General features: G+C 37.6%; 10 protein-coding genes, 2 tRNA genes and 3 rRNA genes. 5 read left to right on the top strand and 10 right to left on the bottom strand.

Features of this window, described 5'->3' with window-relative positions:
- Window positions 1–5: 5 nt before the first annotated feature.
- Window positions 6–1271, top strand: coding sequence for an asparagine synthetase B (locus KFE94_03395; protein ID UTW67176.1), 1266 nt, complete (start codon window positions 6–8; stop codon window positions 1269–1271).
- Window positions 1272–1281: 10 nt separating this feature from the next.
- Here the strand turns inward: KFE94_03395 and KFE94_03400 are convergent, their stop codons facing one another.
- From KFE94_03400 to KFE94_03435, 8 genes are all read right to left on the bottom strand, one after another.
- Window positions 1282–3111: a hypothetical protein gene (locus tag KFE94_03400; GenBank protein UTW67177.1), complete on the bottom strand. Its 1830-nt coding sequence runs from the start codon at window positions 3109–3111 to the stop codon at window positions 1282–1284.
- Between the two features lie 78 nt (window positions 3112–3189).
- Window positions 3190–3301 (bottom strand): 5S ribosomal RNA (gene rrf, locus KFE94_03405).
- A 60-nt stretch (window positions 3302–3361) separates the two neighbouring features.
- Window positions 3362–6225 (bottom strand): 23S ribosomal RNA (locus tag KFE94_03410).
- 233 nt (window positions 6226–6458) lie between these two features.
- Window positions 6459–6532, bottom strand: a tRNA-Ala gene (locus KFE94_03415).
- Between the two features lie 7 nt (window positions 6533–6539).
- Window positions 6540–6613 (bottom strand) — tRNA-Ile (locus KFE94_03420).
- A 116-nt stretch (window positions 6614–6729) separates the two neighbouring features.
- Window positions 6730–8254, bottom strand: a 16S ribosomal RNA gene (locus KFE94_03425).
- The 16S, 23S and 5S rRNA genes sit together here with 2 tRNA genes alongside, the layout of an rRNA operon.
- Window positions 8255–8961: 707 nt before the next feature.
- Window positions 8962–9672: an SDR family oxidoreductase gene (locus KFE94_03430; GenBank protein UTW67178.1), complete on the bottom strand. Its 711-nt coding sequence runs from the start codon at window positions 9670–9672 to the stop codon at window positions 8962–8964.
- Complete coding sequence (locus tag KFE94_03435; GenBank protein ID UTW67179.1) at window positions 9672–11000, bottom strand: hypothetical protein; 1329 nt, start codon at window positions 10998–11000, stop codon at window positions 9672–9674. Before KFE94_03435 ends, KFE94_03430 begins: the two co-directional genes overlap by 1 nt.
- Before the next feature lie 139 nt (window positions 11001–11139).
- On the opposite strand from KFE94_03435, the gene KFE94_03440 reads away from it, so the two are divergent.
- Entirely contained in the window at window positions 11140–11838 is a 699-nt protein-coding gene (locus tag KFE94_03440; GenBank protein ID UTW67180.1) for an ATP-binding protein, read from the top strand.
- Here KFE94_03440 and KFE94_03445 read toward each other — a convergent pair.
- Complete coding sequence (locus tag KFE94_03445; GenBank protein UTW67181.1) at window positions 11831–12337, bottom strand: ATP-binding protein; 507 nt, start codon at window positions 12335–12337, stop codon at window positions 11831–11833. The genes KFE94_03440 and KFE94_03445 overlap by 8 nt on opposite strands.
- A 95-nt stretch (window positions 12338–12432) precedes the next feature.
- Between KFE94_03445 and KFE94_03450 the strand changes: the two genes are divergently transcribed.
- The 3 genes from KFE94_03450 to KFE94_03460 all read left to right on the top strand — a co-directional run bounded on the left by KFE94_03450 (window position 12433) and on the right by KFE94_03460 (window position 20841).
- A complete protein-coding gene (locus KFE94_03450) occupies window positions 12433–15153 on the top strand; it encodes a hypothetical protein (protein ID UTW67182.1) in 2721 nt (906 codons plus the stop codon).
- A gap of 107 nt (window positions 15154–15260) precedes the next feature.
- The gene (locus tag KFE94_03455; protein UTW67183.1) at window positions 15261–16592 is read left to right on the top strand and encodes a hypothetical protein; all 1332 of its coding nucleotides are present in this window, start codon (window positions 15261–15263) and stop codon (window positions 16590–16592) included.
- Window positions 16585–20841, top strand: coding sequence for a CHAT domain-containing protein (locus tag KFE94_03460; protein ID UTW67184.1), 4257 nt, complete (start codon window positions 16585–16587; stop codon window positions 20839–20841). Before KFE94_03455 ends, KFE94_03460 begins: the two co-directional genes overlap by 8 nt.
- A 120-nt stretch (window positions 20842–20961) precedes the next feature.
- Here the strand turns inward: KFE94_03460 and KFE94_03465 are convergent, their stop codons facing one another.
- Window positions 20962–21885, bottom strand: coding sequence for a hypothetical protein (locus KFE94_03465; protein UTW67185.1), 924 nt, complete (start codon window positions 21883–21885; stop codon window positions 20962–20964).
- Between the last annotated feature and the right edge of the window lie 39 nt (window positions 21886–21924).

The raw sequence follows: 21924 nt of genomic DNA on the forward strand, positions 1-21924 counted from the left end.
GCAACTTGATACGAAAAATATTATTCATACTTACACTGACCATTCTTAGCTCTAATCTTTTTGCGAGTTACATCCTTATTCCTATGGATGAAGATAACCAGAAAAATCATTTAAAAGCTTATGGTATTGCCTTTTGGGTTCTCCAGCAAGATGTTGAAGTTGAATGGTTACTCAACTATCAAGGTGGTAGTTTTATGATCAAAAATTTACAACCAATTGTAAATGAGTGTACCATTCGTAATGTATCTTACAAAATCATATCTGATGCCCAGGCGATTTCCATCAAACAAGAAATCGCAAACCCACAAGCAAATATGGACGTTGTTAAATTGGAAAAGACACCTAAAATAGCGGTGTATTCTCCTAAAAATAAACTTCCTTGGGATGATGCTGTCACTTTAGTTTTAACCTATGCAGAAATCCCATATGATGTGATTTATGACAAAGAAATCATTGAAGGTAAGTTAAATCTGTATGATTGGCTACATATGCATCATGAAGACTTTACTGGACAGTATGGCAAATTTTATCAGGCGTATAAAAATGCGAACTGGTATAAACAACAAGTTGCACAAATGGAGCAGTCTGCAAAAGAACTTGGATTTGAAAAAGTCTCTCAATTAAAACTTCAAGTAGCTCAGAATATCAAAAACTATATCATTGGAGGAGGGTTTCTTTTCTCCATGTGTTCCGGTACAGATTCTTATGATATCGCATTGGCGGCTCATAATACTGATATCTGTGAACGAATGTATGACCATGACCCAGCTGCTCCAAATGCACAGGCAAACTTGGATTTTTCTCAAACATTGGCTTTCACAAATTTCAAGTTAATTGTAAATCCACTTCAATACGAATATTCAAATATTGATGCCACTCCAATTCATGCAAGAACACCTGAAAACTCTGATTTATTTACTCTTTTCGATTTCTCTGCAAAATGGGATCCCATTCCTACAATGCTATGTCAAAACCATACACAAGTTATAAAAGGTTTTATGGGACAGACAACTGCATATTATAAAACGGTTATTAAACCCGAAGTTCTAATAATGGGCGAAAACAAAAGCCTTAACAGCGCAAAATACATTCATGGGACAATTGGTAAAGGTCAATGGACATTTTATGGAGGTCACGATCCTGAAGACTATCAACATTTGGTTGGAGACCCACCTACAGATTTAAACCTACACCCAAATTCTCCAGGATATCGATTAATTCTCAATAACATACTCTTTCCGGCAGCTAAAAAGAAAAAACAAAAGACTTAAACCTAACCAATTAGTTAAAGAAATCCCATCTTAATCCAACAGAAAAACCAAAGTCTTGCATTGGGTAAAATGGAGCCATCATATAATTTGGTTCCTGGAGAACTAACTGTGCAAGGTTCTGAAAATTAACAAACCCTTGAGCTCCTTTAATTCTTGCACTGATGTAAAAATTTAAATAGGGATAATCACCCACTTGATATTGCTCTTGATAGGTAAATGCTCTAATAAATGGAGCATAATTATTTGCGTAATACTTTGTATTCTGCCAATAATCGATTCCATATCGCAATTCCATCGCACCTTTAAACAAATATCTTTGATAATAAAATGAAACCATCCAGGTCCATTCAGGAACATTAACCGGTGCAGATGCATCTACTTGTTGATGAACAACTCCAAAATCAAAGTAATAGGACTTTATTTTAATTTTTTTCGACAGCTTAAAAGAATATTGATTAAAAGACTGCTTATACTGTTTAGGCAAAGCCAAAGAATCGTAATACGTATAATTATCCATGGTCCCGATTTCCCCATCTAATCGTAAGCCCAATCTCTGACTAATAAAACTAGCAGACACTTCATTACTTGTTGAATAATCAAGAATTCTAAACCAACTCAATTCCGACCCTGAATAAAACTGATATTTAACCTCGGGTAGTGATTTTTGCGATTTTCCTCGAACTATGGCTTTAAAGCTTTTATTAATAGGAATGGTTATACTCAACTGAGTTAAATATCCATCACTATTAAAGCCAGATAAGCCTTTTTTAAATTCTCCGTTTAAAAGCACCTTACCTACTTCCAAATCTGATACAGAAAAGATAGCATAATTCTCATTCAAAATAGTATCTCTACCTAATGTCTTAAATTCTGACCAGTTAGCCCCTGCTCCTAATCGTATCTTCATTCCATTACTAAAACCTGAATATTGATAAGTTAATTCATTATTTAAGCCAAATTCATGAAACTTATCTACATATTTAGTAGTATCCGTAAGATCTATTCCAAATCTACTATAATAGGTACTGTCTAATATGGTATCATTAAACCAATAATCACTGACAAAACCAACAGTATTCAACATAAATGACCCTGTTTTTCTACGTCCGTTTACCGTATCATTTTTAAACAAATTAAAATACTGTGCAACATGTACTTTCCTAATATCATAATGATTCGTTGCATTTTCCAATTCAACCTGTACTCCTAATTTATTTCCAGTAAATACGCTCAAATTTGCAGAGTCTCTTTTGATACCTCCATTTTCACCAGCCAAACCAGATTTAACTACATACTTTAACAAGAATCCATATTTGTCCTTTTTTGTGGCGTAACTTGATTGCCCAGAAAAGATCCGCGCAGTTGTTTTTTGATTTAAATAGAATCCATCTGATCCAAAAGTTCTAAATCCCGCTGTTATGTTAAATCTGGAATTATAGTTCTGAGTATATAAAACAGAAAAATCTTGAAGCCTCTTAGGCCCCACTATATATCCCGCCCTAACAAATGGCACATTAGTTTTATAAATATGGTCACCATAAAAATTAGTATGTAATCTATTAAAAGCAAATTCTCCTGAACGAATCCCATAAGAAAGTGACTTGAACTTCATAGAGTCCAGAGCCAAACCAGGGTTTCCCAAAAAAATATTCAATTCCTTACCGTCTGGGTTATAATGATAAAATTCACTTAAAACCGTATCAACCGGTTCAAAATTATAATCACCATTAATAGGAAAAACAACACTTGACTTCTCAACTTTGTGAGCAATTGTAGTATCATTTTGCGAAAAAACATTGTTAATCAACAATGTAGCTACTATAAAAACAAGATATTTCACACGAACAATTTTACAACAAGAAGTTGGTATAGGCACAAAAAAAAAGGTGTCAATTTATAAAAATTGACACCTTCTGAAAATTGGCAACGACATACTCTCCCGCCTATTACAGCAGTACCATCTGCGCTGGTGGGCTTAACTTCTCTGTTCGGAATGGAAAGAGGTGATCCCCACCGCTATAGTCACCATAAACTATTCAATATTTTCGAAATTTTGAAGATAGACTTAATAACTTATACATCATCTCGGTTATTAGAAAGCTACGGGTAATTAGTATTGCTCAGCTTTGACATTACTGCCTTTACACTTGCAACCTATCAACGTCATCGTCTTTAACGACCCTTAAAAGAAGCCTCATCTTGAGATGAGTTTCGCGCTTAGATGCTTTCAGCGCTTATCTCATCCGAACGTAGCTACCCTGCAATGCAACTGGCGTCACAACAGGTACACTAGAGGTTCGTCCAACCCGGTCCTCTCGTACTAAGGTCAGGTTCTCTCAAGCTTCTAACGCCCACAACAGATAGGGACCGAACTGTCTCGCGACGTTCTGAACCCAGCTCGCGTGCCACTTTAATGGGCGAACAGCCCAACCCTTGGGACCTTCTCCAGCCCCAGGATGTGACGAGCCGACATCGAGGTGCCAAACCCCCCGTCGATGTGAGCTCTTGGGGGAGATCAGCCTGTTATCCCCGGAGTACCTTTTATCCTTTGAGCGATGGCCCTTCCATGCGGAACCACCGGATCACTATACCCAACTTTCGTTCCTGCTCGACTTGTAGGTCTCACAGTCAAGCACCCTTATGCTATTACACTCTTCGTACGGTTACCAAGCGTACTGAGGGTACCTTTGGGAGCCTCCGTTACTCTTTTGGAGGCGACCACCCCAGTCAAACTACCCACCAAACAATGTCTCCTTTGAGGATTAGATATCAGATAAATAAAGGGTGGTATTTCAAGGATGACTCCACCAATACTAGCGTACCAGCTTCATAGTCTCCCACCTATCCTACACATCATTTACCCAATATCAATGTTAAGCTGTAGTGAAGGTTCACGGGGTCTTTCCGTCCCGTTGCGGGTAATCGGCATCTTCACCGATACTACAATTTCACCGAGCTCATGGCTGAGACAGTGCCCAGATCGTTGCACCATTCGTGCAGGTCGGAACTTACCCGACAAGGAATTTCGCTACCTTAGGACCGTTATAGTTACGGCCGCCGTTTACTGGGGCTTCAATTCAGAGCTTCTACCGAAGTATAACCCCTCCTCTTAACCTTCCAGCACCGGGCAGGTGTCAGGCCTTATACATCATCTTTCAATTTAGCAAAGCCATGTGTTTTTGATAAACAGTCGCCTGGGCCTTTTCACTGCGGCCAGCTCGCGCTGGCGCCTCTTCTCCCGAAGTTACGAGGCCATTTTGCCTAGTTCCTTAGCCATGAATCACTCGAGCACCTGAGGATACTCTCCTCGACTACCTGTGTCGGTTTACGGTACGGGTAGTATAAACTTAAGTTTAGAAGTTTTTCTAGGAAGTAAGATTAGGGAAACTATCTGCTCGCCCGAAGGTTTGCAGTACTATCTGCTTTCAGCAAAGACTAGCTCTTAACCTGTCCATATACGTACGGCATTCAACGTACTATTCCGTCAGTACGCGTTCCTTTCACCTCTCCGTCACTCCATCACAATTTATACTAGTACGGGAATATTAACCCGTTATCCATCGACTACCCCATTCGGGTTCGCCTTAGGCCCCGACTAACCCTGAACCGATTAGCGTTGTTCAGGAAACCTTAGTCTTGCGGTGTGCAGGTTTCTCGCCTGCATTATCGTTACTCATTCCTACATTTTCTTTTCTAGCCGTTCCAGCATACATTACCATACACCTTCAACACAACTAGAATGCTCCCCTACCACTTTTATAAAGTCCATAGCTTCGGTGGTATACTTATGCCCGATTATTATCCATGCCAGATCGCTCGACTAGTGAGCTGTTACGCACTCTTTAAATGAATGGCTGCTTCCAAGCCAACATCCTAGCTGTCAATGCAATCCGACCTCGTTAGATCAACTTAGTATACACTTGGGGACCTTAGCTGATGGTCTGGGTTCTTTCCCTCTCGGACATGGACCTTAGCACCCATGCCCTCACTGCTGGTAAGCATTTTATAGCATTCGGAGTTTGTCAGGGTTTGGTAGGCGGTGAAGCCCCCTAGCCCTATCAGTAGCTCTACCTCTATAAAACTCAAAACCAACGCTGCACCTAAATGCATTTCGGGGAGTACGAGCTATTTCCGTGTTTGATTGGCCTTTCACCCCTACCCACAACTCATCCAAAGACTTTTCAACGTCAACTGGTTCGGTCCTCCACTTTGTGTTACCAAAGCTTCAACCTGGTCATGGGTAGATCACACGGTTTCGCGTCTACCTCACCTAACTCTTGCGCCCTATTCAGACTCGCTTTCGCTACGACTACGGTACTGAATACCTTAATCTCGCTAGATGAGAGTAACTCGTAGGATCATTATGCAAAAGGCACGAGGTCACTCTAAAGCTCCCTCCGCTTGTAAGCGTATGGTTTCAGGTACTATTTCACTCTTCTATTCGAAGTTCTTTTCACCTTTCCCTCACGGTACTAGTTCACTATCGGTCTCTCAGGAGTATTTAGCCTTAACGGATGGTCCCGCCAGATTCACACAAGGTTTCACGTGCCCCGTGCTACTCAGGATACTGTTAGGTAATACTTCAATTTCATATACGGGACTATCACCCTCTACGGTTGAACTTTCCAGTTCTATTCTATTATCAAAGTATAGTCCATATTACAGTCCTACAACCCCAGATTTGCCTAAACAAATCTGGTTTGGGCTATTCCCCGTTCGCTCGCCACTACTTAGGGAATCACTTTTGTTTTCTTTTCCTCCAGTTACTTAGATGTTTCAGTTCACTGGGTTTGCCTCCTTTCGGATGATATCTCTTCAAGATACCGGGTTTCCCCATTCGGACATTCACGGGTCAAAAGTTATTTGCACCTCACCGTGACTTTTCGCAGCTTATCACGTCCTTCATCGCCTCTGAGAGCCTAGGCATCCACCATACGCCCTTACTACTTTCGTAATAACTTAAATCGAAATGATTTACAGTTATTAAGCCTTTTATAATAATATCTCTATTGTTAATGTTATCTTCAAAATTTCAAAGAACTTTTTTGATACCAATGTATCAATTGTGAAAGATTTGGAGTTGAACCATTTTCTCGCTTACCTTATTAAGCTTCTTTCTTTATTCCTTTTACAGATCTTTTGGCTCGTAAGCCGTTTTTGAGTAATTAGCGTTCCAATATACTCTTGTGGAGAATATCGGAGTCGAACCGATGACCTCCTGCGTGCAAGGCAGGCGCTCTAGCCAGCTGAGCTAATCCCCCGTTATTGTAGTCCCAGGCAGACTTGAACTGCCGACCTCTACATTATCAGTGTAGCGCTCTAACCAGCTGAGCTATGGGACTCTATTCCCTTTCCTCTTACCGATAAAAACCCTACCGAGATTTCCGGGATCTCAATAATTTTAAATAGCGAAAAGCGCAAATATCCAACAGATATATAATTGTGTAGTACACTCTAAAAAGGAGGTGTTCCAGCCACACCTTCCGGTACGGCTACCTTGTTACGACTTAGCCCCAGTTACTAGTTTTACCCTAGGCAGCTCCTTGCGGTCACCGACTTCAGGCACCCCCAGCTTCCATGGCTTGACGGGCGGTGTGTACAAGGCCCGGGAACGTATTCACCGCGCCATGGCTGATGCGCGATTACTAGCGATTCCAGCTTCATGGAGTCGAGTTGCAGACTCCAATCCGAACTGAGACAGGCTTTTGAGATTCGCATCTCCTCGCGGAGTAGCTGCCCTCTGTACCTGCCATTGTAGCACGTGTGTAGCCCAGGACGTAAGGGCCGTGATGATTTGACGTCATCCCCACCTTCCTCTCCGTTTGCACGGGCAGTTTCTCTAGAGTCCCCGACATTACTCGCTGGCAACTAAAGATAGGGGTTGCGCTCGTTATGGGACTTAACCCGACACTTCACAGCACGAGCTGACGACAACCATGCAGCACCTTGAAAATTGTCCGAAGAAAAAACTGTTTCCAGTCCTGTCAATCTTCATTTAAGCCCTGGTAAGGTTCCTCGCGTATCATCGAATTAAACCACATGCTCCACCGCTTGTGCGGGCCCCCGTCAATTCCTTTGAGTTTCAATCTTGCGACCGTACTTCCCAGGTGGATTACTTAATGCTTTCGCTTTGCCACTAACAGTTTATCGCTAATAGCTAGTAATCATCGTTTACGGCATGGACTACCAGGGTATCTAATCCTGTTCGCTACCCATGCTTTCGTACCTCAGCGTCAATATTGGCTTAGTGAGCTGTCTTCACTATTGGTGTTCCATGACATATCTATGCATTTCACCGCTACATGTCATATTCCGCCCACTTCAACCAAATTCAAGATAAACAGTATCAATGGCAGTTCCGAAGTTGAGCTTCGGGCTTTCACCACTGACTTATTTATCCGCCTACGTACCCTTTAAACCCAATGAATCCGGATAACGCTTGGACCCTCCGTATTACCGCGGCTGCTGGCACGGAGTTAGCCGGTCCTTATTCGTGTAGTACCGTCAAACAGATACACGTATCTGCGTTTCTTCCTACATAAAAGAAGTTTACAACCCATAGGGCATTCATTCCTTCACGCGGCATGGCTGCGTCAGAGTTCCCTCCATTGCGCAATATTCCTCACTGCTGCCTCCCGTAGGAGTCTGGTCCGTGTCTCAGTACCAGTGTGGGGGATCATCCTCTCAGAACCCCTAGACATCGTTGCCTTGGTAAGCCGTTACCTTACCAACTAGCTAATGTCACGCATACCCCTCTTCAACCGATAAATCTTTGATATAATGATGATGCCATCTCTATATATTATAAGGTATTAATCCACGTTTCCATGGGCTATCCCTTTGTTGAAGGCAGGTTGTATACGCGTTACGCACCCGTGCGCCACTCGTCATCTTCTTGCAAGCAAGAAATGTTACCGTTCGACTTGCATGTGTTAAGCCTGCCGCTAGCGTTCATCCTGAGCCAGGATCAAACTCTCCGTTGTAATAAACTTAATTGTCTATCACTCTTAAATATCTTGGGGGATATTTGCTTAAATTTTTATGCTTTTCAACTATTCAAAGAACTTTAATATTCTTTTCTCTTATTCACTTCGTCTCGTTCCCGAGACTCAACTCTTAAGAGCTTATTTCTTTTAATCTTTGCCCCTCGAAAGGGGCGGCAAAGGTAACTCTAGTTTTTATTCTGACAAGCTTTTTCTGAAAAAATATTTTTTTTCTTCCTAACTCACCACTTCAAAACCGCACCAACCTTTTCAAAAACTATCCCCGCGAACGGGGCGGCAAAGGTAACTCTATTTTCTTTCCAAACAAGAAAAAATTAAAAAAAATATTTTTCTTTTTTCTCGCTCCTCCTACTCCTCAATCTCTCCCGTTACCTCAACTTTTTCTTTACCCCCGAAAGGGGCGGCAAAGGTATGTCGTTTATCCTTCTCCTCAACCATATTTTTGAACTATTTTTTAAATATTTTTAGTTTAAACACATAACTCCCTCTTATACCATTACATACAGCACGATTTTTTTTTAGCTTTTCTTTAACCAATTCCACCTCACAATCCAACTCCTTAATCATCCCTGCAAGACACCTTTATTATATAGGAGTTATATAAATACTAATTCACTGGATTTACTTACGAGATCTTTCTACAAAAAGATTCATTTCTGGGTTATTTAAGAGATAAAAAGTTTTACTTAAGGATTTGTAATCGCAACAGACAGGGTTTTACCATTATAAAATTTATACCCGTGACTCGCGAAACTATAAATATACGCCCCCATTTCGACAGGATTGATTGTTGCTTGATAATCCGGGAAAGCTTTTTGTAACATTTCTGTATTTACAGAACCTATGGCCAAAGCATTCACATGAATATTTTTTTTTCCATATTCTACAGAAGCACTCTCCAACCAGGATCCTAATGCTGCTTTAGACGCCCCATAAATAGACAAGCCCCCAAATCTAACACTGCCTTGATATCCTGACATAGATGTTATACCTAAGATATTAGCTTGTTCACTTTTTTCCAGATATGGTTCTAATAATTGAGTGAGCAATACAGGCACATTAAAATTCACTCTAAAAACTCGGTCTATATGTGCTTGATCAATATCAGAACAATCTTTGACTTCCAAAACTCCAGCAACATGAATCGCAGCATCTAATTTTTCTACATTTAGATGAATGAGTTTTTCTTCAACCTTTTCAACTACCTGATCATCCAAAAGGTCAACATTGATCATATTCAATTCTCCTGAGTAGTTTCTCGCCAGAGATTCTAAATCTCTTTGTTGATCTTTATTTCTTAAGACTCCGATAACATTCCAACCATTCTTCAAGAAACTAAGACATGTTTCTTTTCCAATACCAGATCCAACACCGGTGATAAAAGCACAATTCTTCATTAAACTAAAGCCTTCTTAAACACACGTTTCTTCAATACAAATTTCAACATTCCACCCGGCACATTATGGGTATTCATCATAAAGTTATTTGAACTCATATAAATCTTGCGTATTGAAGCTATTGTTATCACATCCAATATTGGCATGTTCACATTTATAGGTTTTGATATAATCATAGCCACCACTCCATCTTTTGCACTCACCAATTGCGCAGAAACACTTTCAACATTATTGGCATCCACTAATGTTTCTGATATGGAAACCAGAAATCTAGTAATAATATTTTGCTCGTTTTCTTCAATCATGTTGAAGTTGCCACTATAATTGAATTCAAATCGAATGCCATTTATAGTATTTAGATCTTTTAAATGATGCTCAATTCCAGAAACCCATAGAGGTGTTTTTACTTCATGCGTTTCTTCAAATAAACCTCCTGCACGTTTTGACAGAATCAACTCGGGAGAAAGACGCTTTGATTCCTGTTCTGCTTCTTTATTCTTTTCGTTCTCAATCATGTCCTTTTTTTTTTCGTCACCATCAGGTTCTGACGATGGATAGTTTTCATTTTCGTTTGTATCAGGGCTAACATCTAAAACCTTCTTTTCTTCAATATAGCTTACTGGCACCTTTGTTTGTGAACCTGAAACTTCAACAAATGAATCATACTGTAGAGCCATACGATTTCGAATCATCATATAAGAAGTCATCAGAAGCAATAGCAACACAATTGCCCATAGATAATATTTCAAATCCGCTAACTGTGCTTCTTGTTCATTAGTTTCTTTAGGTACATTTTTCACTACTACAGGAGCAGACTCATAAGGTACAATATCGGTTTCAACAACCTCTAACTCCACCTCTTCTCTATTATCTACTTCTTTTTTCCAGTCCACTTCAGGTAACGTATTCAAAATACTTTGATATTCTTTCAAGAAACCTTTAGCTAACCTCTTATTGCCTTGCTTTGAGTTAATTTTATACAACAATGCATTAGCATAAAGTTCACTTTTTATGAAAGAATATTTGTATGCCACATTTTTTAACCTCCACGCATAATTCTTAGCTAAATCCAATTCATCCAACTGAAAATAGGTTAGGGCTATTTTATGCAAAGACTCTGCTACCTTCTCATAATTTTTTTGCGCATAGAAGATATCATACTCCACTTGATAGTCTAGCAAGTTTGCATTCATCAGCTGCATTTTATCCCCAGGCAAATCCATATTATCTACTCCATAAAGGTGATCCTCTATAGACAAAGACTCTCCATTCACTCCACCTACCCAGCAAAAGCTCAAAATCAACACTATCCAACCAATCTTGCTCATACCATTCGTTTTCTACTACTAATTTAGCCCTTTGAATCGCTGAAAAAGCCTATTAATTCTTAGACTTATTCACTACAGACCATGGATAAACATCAAAGCATCTGGTTCTTTACCTTTGCCCCCCAAATGAATCATCAACATGAAGAAAAATGTAGTTCTAAACTGGAGCGGGGGTAAAGATGCCACCATGGCTTTTCACCAACTCTCACATCATGAGAATATTGAGGTTATATCTTTACTCACATCCATTAACTCCAAAAGAGAAAGAATTACAATGCATGGTGTACCATTATCTTTACTGAAAAGACAAGTAGATGCTCTGAATCAACAGCTTGATTTAATCACTTTGCCGGAAAACATTTCAATGGAAAAGTATTCATCAATCGTTAGAGAAAAAGCCCAACAACATCATCAAGATGGTATTTCTCATTATGCTTATGGTGACATTTTCCTACAAGATCTCCGAGATTTCAGAGATGAGGAAGCCGCTAAATCACAATTAAAAACACTCTATCCATTATGGGGATTAAACACTAAAGAACTAGCCATGCAATTTATTCACTTGGGCTACAAAGCCATTGTTGTGGCGGTTAGCTCGGCTAAATTGTCTCAAGAATTTGCCGGCAGAATTTATGACAAAGAATTTATTACAGACCTTCCATCTAATATAGATCCGTGTGGTGAAAATGGTGAATTTCACACTTTTGTTTTTGACGGTCCACTATTCAAACATCCCATTGATTTCACCAAAGGAACAACTTCTCTACACCGATATGCCTCTTCAGATAATTCCGATTCAAAATGGGACAATGGAGTTTGGTTCTGTGATATTAGCTAAGTCTTTCGTTTATGAATTGTATAGCTTGATCTAAACGTTTTTCCAAAGTTTCGTTTATTTCCAGCACATTTTTTTTATCCTTCAAATCATTCTTATACAACTCAAATAAACGATCTCTGTCGGTTTTATTCTCTCGCAGTTCATCATACACCCATGGAATATTGGGCTTACACAATAAGATCAGATCATAAATTTGTCGCTTTTCCAGACTTCGTATTTCCGGATCAACTTCATTATACTTTTCCTGGCTCCAAATTTTTATAACTTCGACTCCAGTATCTGAAAACACATAACCGAGTTGCCCTTGATACACTTCTTTTTCCAATTTAAATTGTCCTTTTGCAATATTCAAAAGATCATCCTTATAATAATCAGATTTATTGCTTAAATAAATCCTAGCATACTCTTCAACTATCCCTCCATCATAGTACTCAGCCAAAGCTTTTGCCAAAAAACTCTTCCCACTAGATTCCGGTCCTGTTATTAAAATCTTATACATAGAACAATGCGCAAATACTATCCACAAAAGTAAAAATTGCCATATTCATTGAATATCCATAGGTGCTTTATTATTTAATTCTAATTTTGGCTTTTATGTTTAGAATATTCTCTTTATTACTTTCAGTCTTACTTGTAGGCATCTTTCTATTCTGGGGATTTAAACAAATCAAATCATCTCATTTACCTGAAAAAGATATTTACACTTATGTACCACAAAATGCTTATGTGATCATTGAAGTGGAGAAGCCTTCTAAACAATGGAAAGACATTCTTTCTAACAATATCATTTGGGATGAACTACTCACCTTTGACCAAATTCAAAATTTAGAATTTCAAATCAATACTTTGGATTCAGCTTTTGCACAAAATTCCAAAATCACCTCACCAGATCAGTTGATTCTAAGCTTTGTTTCTGATTCATTGGATCAAAATGCTGTCGTTTTTCAATCAAAAATTTCGTCAGTCGTTACTACAGATATCCTTTTCGAATCTATTTCAAAAGTTCTTAATGGTCATAAAAAAGTTCTGGTTTCAGAAAACCAAATGGAACTGGAAACTGATTATGGTATTTTGTACATACTTTATTCTGATCAAATTTTAACCATAAGCAGACAAAAAAGCATTTTGGACGAAATCCAAAGACAAGTTGCAAATAATCAATCTCTACTTTCCGATTCCTTATTTGTTTCCGTAAAAAAGACTTCCTCTAAAAACTCAAATCTCCGGGTTTTAATACAACCAAATATACTATTCCAACAAACAACACCCTGGACCAATGGAAGAACCCAGGCGCATATTAGCACTTTACCCACCATATCAAATTGGATAGAATTAGATAGTGATATCAAACCCGATGAAATTAGTTTAAATGGTTTTGCAACCGCTTCAGGCACACAGGACATATGGCTTTCCTTGTTTAAAAATCAAGATCCGATTACTCCCAGAGTTATTGAGTTTCTACCTGATAGAACAGCATTTCTTATGCATTATGGGTTTAGTGATTATCAAAAACTCCGTATAGAATATATTCAAAACAAAACACTTACATCAGGTTACAACTATAATGACGTCATTCATACCTGGGACACGACTTATGACATTTCTATTCAGACAGATTTTTTAAACTGGATCGATAATGAAATAGCCCTCATTATTGCCGAACCTGACCGCTTTGATTATTCTAACGACATCATGTTATGGGTTAGCTCAAATGATTCCAGAGCCACATTTGACTTTTTAAAACATATCTCCACTAAAATTGCAACAAAAAAGGATCAGGAAATCCAAATCATAAATTATCGAAATTATCAAATTGTACAGTTAGACATTCCTGATTTTATCCAAATGACACTTGGAGATCCTTTCAAGGATTTACAGGAAAACTACTTTACTCAAATTGACGATTATATTGTTTTTGCAAATTCTCCTGGAACATTGCAATGGACCATCGATAAAATTGAGAAAGGGTTGACATTAGAAAATGATCCGCATTATGAAAATTACACTCATAGAATTTCTAACGAATCCAATATTTACATTTATTCTAACATCGCACAGTCCACTAACATTTATGCACATCTATTGAATAGTAAACTCAAGTCTGAGATTGATACACACAGGGAATGGATTCAAAAATTTCAGGTGTTTTCAACCCAAATTAGTTACGAGTCGGATGATTTATACTATGTAAATGGATATTTCAAATACAATCCGATATACAAAAAAGAGTCCAATTCACTATGGGAAACCCCACTTCAATTCACATCTAATTTCAAACCACGATTTGTCAAAAATCATTACACGCAAGCCACGGAAATATTCACTCAGGACACGAACAACATTATATACCTCATAGATAATAAGGGGAATATCTTATGGAGCAGACAAATCGATGAGACCATCATTTCTACCGTAAAACAAATTGACGCACTTAAAAATGGTAAACTTCAACTGGCATTTAACACATCTTCTCAACTATACATTATTGATCGAAATGGACACGATTTAAAGCATTTCCCAATAAAACTTCCCGCACCAGCAAGTGCACCGGTAACCATTGCTGATTACGACAACAATTTAAACTATCGCTTTTTGGTTCCTTGTAGTGATCAAAATATTTACAACTATGATATCAAGGGGAATTTAATCACCGGTTGGATCTACAAAAAGAATGGTTCAACAATAAATCACCCACTTCAGCATATAAAAATAAAAGGTAAGGATTATATAATTGCTTCATACAACGATGGACATGTTAAAGCTCTTGACCGAAGAGGTAATATCAGAATAAATCTTCAATCAAAATTCAATTTTGATTTGATTGGCGCTCCATATGTTCAAGTAAGTTCTGAACTTGAAAACTCATATATTCTTGGTGTAACCCAGCGAAATGAAATTGTAAAAATTGATCTATCGGATCAGAAAACAAGACTTTTCTCTGTTTCACAAGATAGTATTAATAGTGTTTCATTTAAAAATGTGGACGATGATGGATCAATTGAAATCATATTCACATCACCTGATTATATCTCTGCGTTTAAAACAGACGGCAATCAGGTTTTTGAATTTAAAACAGAAAGCACTACATCTTACAAAGCCAGTGTATACTACTTTGGCCAACAGCATTATATTGGTTATTCTTCATTTAAAGACAATCGAATATATTTATCCGATTTCGATGGTAATATCATTCGATCGTTCCCTTTAAAGGGCGCTTCTCCGTTTAGCATTTCGGACATTAATAATGATGGTCGTTTTAATGTTGTAACAACTGATAAAGATGGCTTTATGTATACCTATACTCTCGAAATTTAATCTCAAAAAGTTGTTATATTATTCTTAATAAGAAATTCCGTGAATAGACCTTATTTAGTTATTATTTCTTAATTTTCGGAACAATCTAACAAACCCCAAACAACAAAATGAAACGGTTAATATTATTAGTACTATACAGTATTACCACCTCTTTATCTGCTCAAAATGTCTTGAGTATATATAATATGAGGCATATTCCTCAAGTGGTTTATGCAAATCCATCCTTTATTCCTTTGGGACGTGTAAACGTCTCTATTCCAGGACTAGGCTCTACCTATGCCCAGGTTGGAAAATCAGCTTTTGTAACGCAAGGCGTAGCCAATGTGGATGCAAATGGCACATTAAGATTAGACGTTGACAAGTTTTTAAATGGACTAGAAGATGAAAATCTGGTATATGGAGGTACATCCATAGAAGCGCTACATGTTGGGTTCTCTGCAGGAAAAAATTACATCTTCTTCGCTTCAAATGATAAAATTTCTGCGGATTTTGAGTTCCCGAAATCTCTTGCCATTTTAATTTCTGAGGTTTATGAAGATTTAGGAATTCCGAATGGTTATCATAGAATTGATGATACCAAAGTTCAGTATACACATGTCAGAGAGTATTCTGTTGGCTGGGCCAGAAGAATCAACAAAGACCTTAACGTAGGCGTTCGTTTTAAACTTCTATCGGGAATTGCAAATATTAGAACAAACAGTACCGGTATTGTGATTGATAGCGCTACAGCTGACAACGAACTCTCAGGCTTGATTAATATCAATATGCAAACTTCCGGAATTACTGAACTGACAGACGATCCTTTACGTGCTGTAGCGGGTTATTCTAATTATGGTTATGCCCTGGATTTTGGTTTCGACTATAGGATCAATCAAAAATTTAAAATTGCTGCCAGTGTGCTTGATTTAATGGGCACGGTAAAATGGAAGGATAACATCAATAACTACGAAGCTGAAAATGTTCGTGTTGATTTTAATACTGTGGATTGGGCATCTATTATTAATCCGGGAAGTGGAAACGGTTTTGGTGCAATCTATGACTCTATTGTCGAAAATGTAGATCCAAACGCGGTGAAAACACCATATGAAACGCATACACCTACAAAGGTAATTGCTTCAGGAACCTATTTCATTACACCAAAAATAGAAGCTACTGTGGTTGGTGAAGGACTCTTTGCACCAGACTTTTTCCAACCTTATGTCAGAGTAGGAATCCAAGGTCGAGTAAAACGTTTTCTAAATTACATGATTTCGTACTCTATTGTAGATGATCGTGAAGACTTTAAAAATTTGGGCGTTGGATTTGCAATCAACCTAGGTCCATTCCAGCTACATGCTTTAACTGATAATATTTTCGATCCCTACATCACCTCTTACAAAAATTTCAACCCAAGTGTTCGTGCTGGTATAAATCTAACAATTGGACGTGACTATGAATAATCAGAACTTTAATACTTCTAGGATAATCGAACGTATTTTATTTATCCTGATGCTCGTTCCGTTCATTGCTTATACTCAGGATGATCAGAAATGGGAAAAGGAATTTAATAAACTAGAGAATCACTATAAGCATGGGAGATATTTTCAGGCTTCAAGTGGTGCTAAAGCGTTATTGAACAAAATCACAAAGAAAGGAGAACTAAAACAATTTTATCTGCCCAGTCAGGCCCTTTATTTAAAGTATCAAGCGGCTCTGGGCTTAAGAAAGGATAATGACATCCAGTTAGATTCTATTATTGCGCAATGGGATACTTTACAAAGCTTTCCTTCTGACTCTTTTACGCTTATGAGTAATATAGCGATTGCCTCATCTGCATTTGCTTATTCTAAATTCGAACAAGCGGATTTAAAATATAATACTGCACAACAATCGATAAATAAAAATAGTGACCCCTATAAATATTGGGCGCAATATATCAGAATTGCCAGAATGGAATTGTTTCTCCAAACCATGAGTTACAACAAAGCAAAGCGATACATCGATGAAACCATCTCCTATCAAAGAAACCTGACCAAGAAAAAGGAAAAGGTTTACAATGAAAAGAAAGGGGTTGAAGAGTTTGTGAAGGTTAAAAAGAAAGACTATAACAACAGATTAAGTACGCTTGGAGAGTTAATGGTCATGAAAGCGGATATATTTTTAGGTCAGGGCGACCTCGAAATGGCCGATTCTATTTATGTCAAAAATGAAAAAGACCTCTTTCAACTTGTCAAGAAAAAGGATATCAGTTATATCAAAAACTGGTATGGGTATACTAAACTCCAGGTGCTTAAAGGAGATCCTTATGCTGGACTGGATTTACGAAAAGTTCGCAAAAAATATGCAACCAATGTAAAATACAATATTCCAAACCTACTCTATTTTGACATGTTTGAAAATGAAATTCGAGCGGATGCACAACTGGAGAATTTTTCTAAATACTCTAAAGCATTAAAACAATATGAAAGAGAGGTTTTGAAAAACTTCCCTAAAAAATCAAGTCATCAGTTCACCGCAGATTATCTGGGACATCTTGAAGATTTGAGCAAAGGGAAATACAAGACATATGGTAAGCGTATGTCCAGGCAAGCGGAAGACTTACATAATTATTATGGTCTGAATGATGCCGGACAACTTCCATTTTTATACGATTTAGCCAAAGCTCAAATAAGTCTTTATGATTATACCGGTGCAAAACTTACCTATGAGAAAATTCTACAAATCGCTGATATTAATAATTCTGACTCCAATTCATTTTATTATAATGCGAATTTGGAATTGGGGTCGTATTATTTGAATTATACCACCAACTACAAAGCTGCGGATTCGATTTACAACAAGTATTTTGATGTGTTCGTTTTAAAGGAACTACATCCATACCATCCTTTCTATGGTAAATTCCTGAATGATTATGCTTTAATCAATACCAAGCAAGATGATTTTACAGAGGCCATTACCAAATACAAACGTCTGGCTGAAATCAATAAGGTCAAATATGGAGATCAATCCGAAGAATATGCTTTAGTTCTACAACGCATGGCTCGAGCTCAAGTCGATATCGGAGATTATACTTCTGCCGAAGAAAATCTAATTAGTGCATTAACTGCATATAAAACTGAAAAGAAAACCAAAACGCAAAACTACGTTTACACGCTTCAAGCAATTGGTGAATTATATGCTATTAACGGAGATTTTGTCAATTCAAAGAAAAAACTGGAAGAAGCCTATGCTTTGGCTAAAAAGTATGACATCGTTAATGAAATGCTTCCGGTAAATATGAACGAAGGTTTAGCTGAACTGTATTTTGAAGTGGGAAAATACGATCAGGCAGAGGATATTTTAGAAGCTACAATTAAACTAAAAACTGAAAAACTAGGTGCTGAGCATATTGAGTTAATCAAACCATACGCATTACTGGGACAGGTCGATTTAGTTCAGGGGAGACTTATTGACGCAGAAAAAAATATCTCAAAATCGGTAGCAATTAGTAAAACAAACTTTGGCGAAAACTCTCTTAGATATCTGGAACGTAAAGTTCTTCTTGGTCAGGTATATTATAAAATGGGCGATTATGAGCGTTCACTAGAAATTTATAATTCTGTTATTGCAGCTTATGAAGAAAAGTTTGGTTCCGTATACCTCAATATTTCTGATATTTTGATTAGAAAGACTCGAGTACAAATGGAAATGGATGTGGAAATGAGTCAACTCATGGATAATCTGAATCGTGCCAATCAGATTATTACCACAAATGTTAATGACCATCACCCTAAGGTAGCTGAGGTGATTGAATTAAAAGCTCTCATCTATCTTAGAGAAAAGAATTACGATGAAGCCCTGATTCAATTACAAGCTGCAAACCTTATTTATACATCTACTTATGGTGATCAACATTTTAAAACCGCAGATAATCAGGTAAATATTGCCCTACTCTATTATAAAAAGGGTAATTATGTTAACGCTCATACCTATTATAATAAGGCCTTAAGCATCTACAAAAAGATCTTTAGTACAGCGCATCCCAAATATGTATCTACTCTTAGTAAAATTGGTCAAACATTCTATGCACAGAAGAATTACAAAAAGGCGGCTGAAGTTCTAAGAACTTCCACTAGCATGTATTTGTCATACATCAATAGTTATTTCCCTTCACTATCAGAATCTGAAAAGTCAAAATACTGGGCGAGTATTCGTGGTGACTTTGAAATCTTTAATTCGTTGGTACTTCAATATTATAAAGAAGACCCTTCGATTATTGGAGACATGTATAACAATAGACTGGCAACCAAAGCATTATTACTTAATTCATCTGTAAAACTCAAGGAGCGTATTATGACCTATGGTTCTCCTGAGTTAATTGCCAAATATCGAAACTGGCTTTCCCAAAAGGATTTATTGACCAAAGCAATTGGTATGAATCAGGAAACTTTGGATTCTAATGAAATCAATATTGCCCAGTTACAAAATGAGATCAATGTTTTGGAAAAAGAATTAAGCGAAAGTGCACAGGGCTTCTCGCAGAATTATGAAAATAAATCAGTCAACTGGGTATCAGTTAAGAACACATTAACTGATCAGGATGCTGCTATGGAGATTATTCGCTTCAACTATTTTGATACTGAATTTACAGACTCGGTAGTTTACGTAGGCTTATTCGTTACAAAGGCTTCCAGAGACCAACCGGAAATTGTAATTCTTCCAAATGGAAATGAATTAGAAGGAAAGTACTTCAGTTATTACCAAAATGCGATTAAAGAAAAATCAAGTGATCGAAAATCTTACGCTCAATACTGGGAGTATTTTGATTCGAAACTGTATGGCAAAAAACGTATCTACTTTTCGGGTGATGGGGTTTATAATCAAATCAACCCTGAAACATTTATGGATTACAACAAAAACTACCTGATCAACACTTATACTTTTTACTTTGTATCAAACACTAAAGATATCGTTGACCAATCTCGGGGTGGAGCTACTGTTTATACGAATACCACAGCGGCATTATTTGGGAATCCATATTTTGGAAATTCTTCTTCCACAAACAGTATTACTTCTATTGAATCTCTTCCAGGAGCAGAAAAAGAAGTGCAAGAACTCAATGCATTTTTAACTGAGATGAAGTGGACTACTCAAAAGTTTATTGGTAAAGATGCAAGTGAAGGAGCACTTAAGGAATTGGAAAGTCCACGTGTATTACATATTGCCACGCACGGATTCTTTATGGCTGATGAAAAACAAACTTATCAAAATGAAAGTATCATCGGAGAGGAAAACCAACAGATCAGTAATCCGTTAATGCGTTCCGGATTATTATTTACTGATGCAAGTGACTTATTAAGTACTGAAAATGTATTTAAGTTCAATCAGCACGATGGTGTTTTAACAGCATACGAAGCTATGAACCTGAATCTGGACCATACAGAGATTGTATTTCTAAGCGCGTGTGAAACGGGCCGTGGAGAAGTCAAATCCGGTGAAGGTGTATATGGTTTACAGCGTTCTTTTATTGTGGCAGGTGCACAGAATGTAGTAATGACCTTATTCAAGGTAGACGATGCTGTTACTCAGAAACTCGTGAATCTATTCTACGCGGAATGGATCAAAACAAATGATAAACGAACTGCTTTTATTAATGCAAAGAAAGCCATCTTAGATGAATACAAAGATCCTATTTACTGGGGCGCATTTATTATGGTTGGGTTAGATTAAAGCTAGCTCATATCTTTGAATAAGATTAGATCAAACACGAAATTTCAACCACAAAAAAGGGCTGTTACATTGTAACAGCCCTTTTCAATTTATTCATTCTAAAGAGAGACTTCGTGTATATTATTTAATCTCTTTAACGTCTTCTAATCCAATCTTGAATAAGAACATATTATATGCATTTTGGTACTCTACAATATTTGGTTCTTTTTCAATAGCACTTTCATAATAAGGAATTGCATTTAGAAACAATTCTTGTTCTTCAAAATACGTAGCGATTACCATATCACCAATAGCAGAATTTGCAGGCACTTCACTCTTTAACATCCCCAGATCAGTTTCATATTTCGCCATTTCTGATCTGGTTGGCACCTGTAAGGAAACAAAACCAGAATTTTTTGAAGGATCGTTTGCATCCGCTATTTTCATCTTATACACCTGTCCAGGATTTAATCCCAATTTCGAGAAATCTATAGCGATAAATTGCTCATTCGTATTCTGAGAAAAAACGGACTCTTCGTAAAGATTGAAAATTGAAACATTGTAAGAAGAAGCATCGATTTTAGGGAACCATTGTACACTTCCTGAAGTTCCGGTGATTTTAGTCGTTTCTGGCAAAAATACCACGATATCCTTGTTCTCGATTGAACGTTCCACAGAACCTGTATACTTCATGTTTCTAGCTGTGTTATCATCCACCTTGCTCATATCCTTAACCAAAAGATCCAAATACTTTTGAGCCAATGAAGTCTCACCGCTTGCCAAAGCATTAGACAATTCAGAAACATAATATACCCCTCCTTTTTTCAGCTCTACGGCTTTGCCATCCATACTTACCAAGCCCACGTAACTCGTAGATCCGGTAATAATGATTTTGTCGTCTTGATATATCTTAACCCCTGTGGATATTGGGGTGTACTCATCAGGGTTCGCTCCTCTCTGAACCATACAGGTACCCTTTGCTGCCAGTGTTTTAAACAGTACTTCTTGAGCATACACCCCAACGCTCAAAAAACTAGCAAACAGAATTATTGCTATCTTTTTCATTATTTTAGTTTGTTTAGGAAAATTTTAATTCGAGAATCA

Source organism: bacterium SCSIO 12643 (assembly GCA_024398135.1).
Taxonomy (GTDB): Bacteria; Bacteroidota; Bacteroidia; order Flavobacteriales_G; family Salibacteraceae; genus CAJXZP01.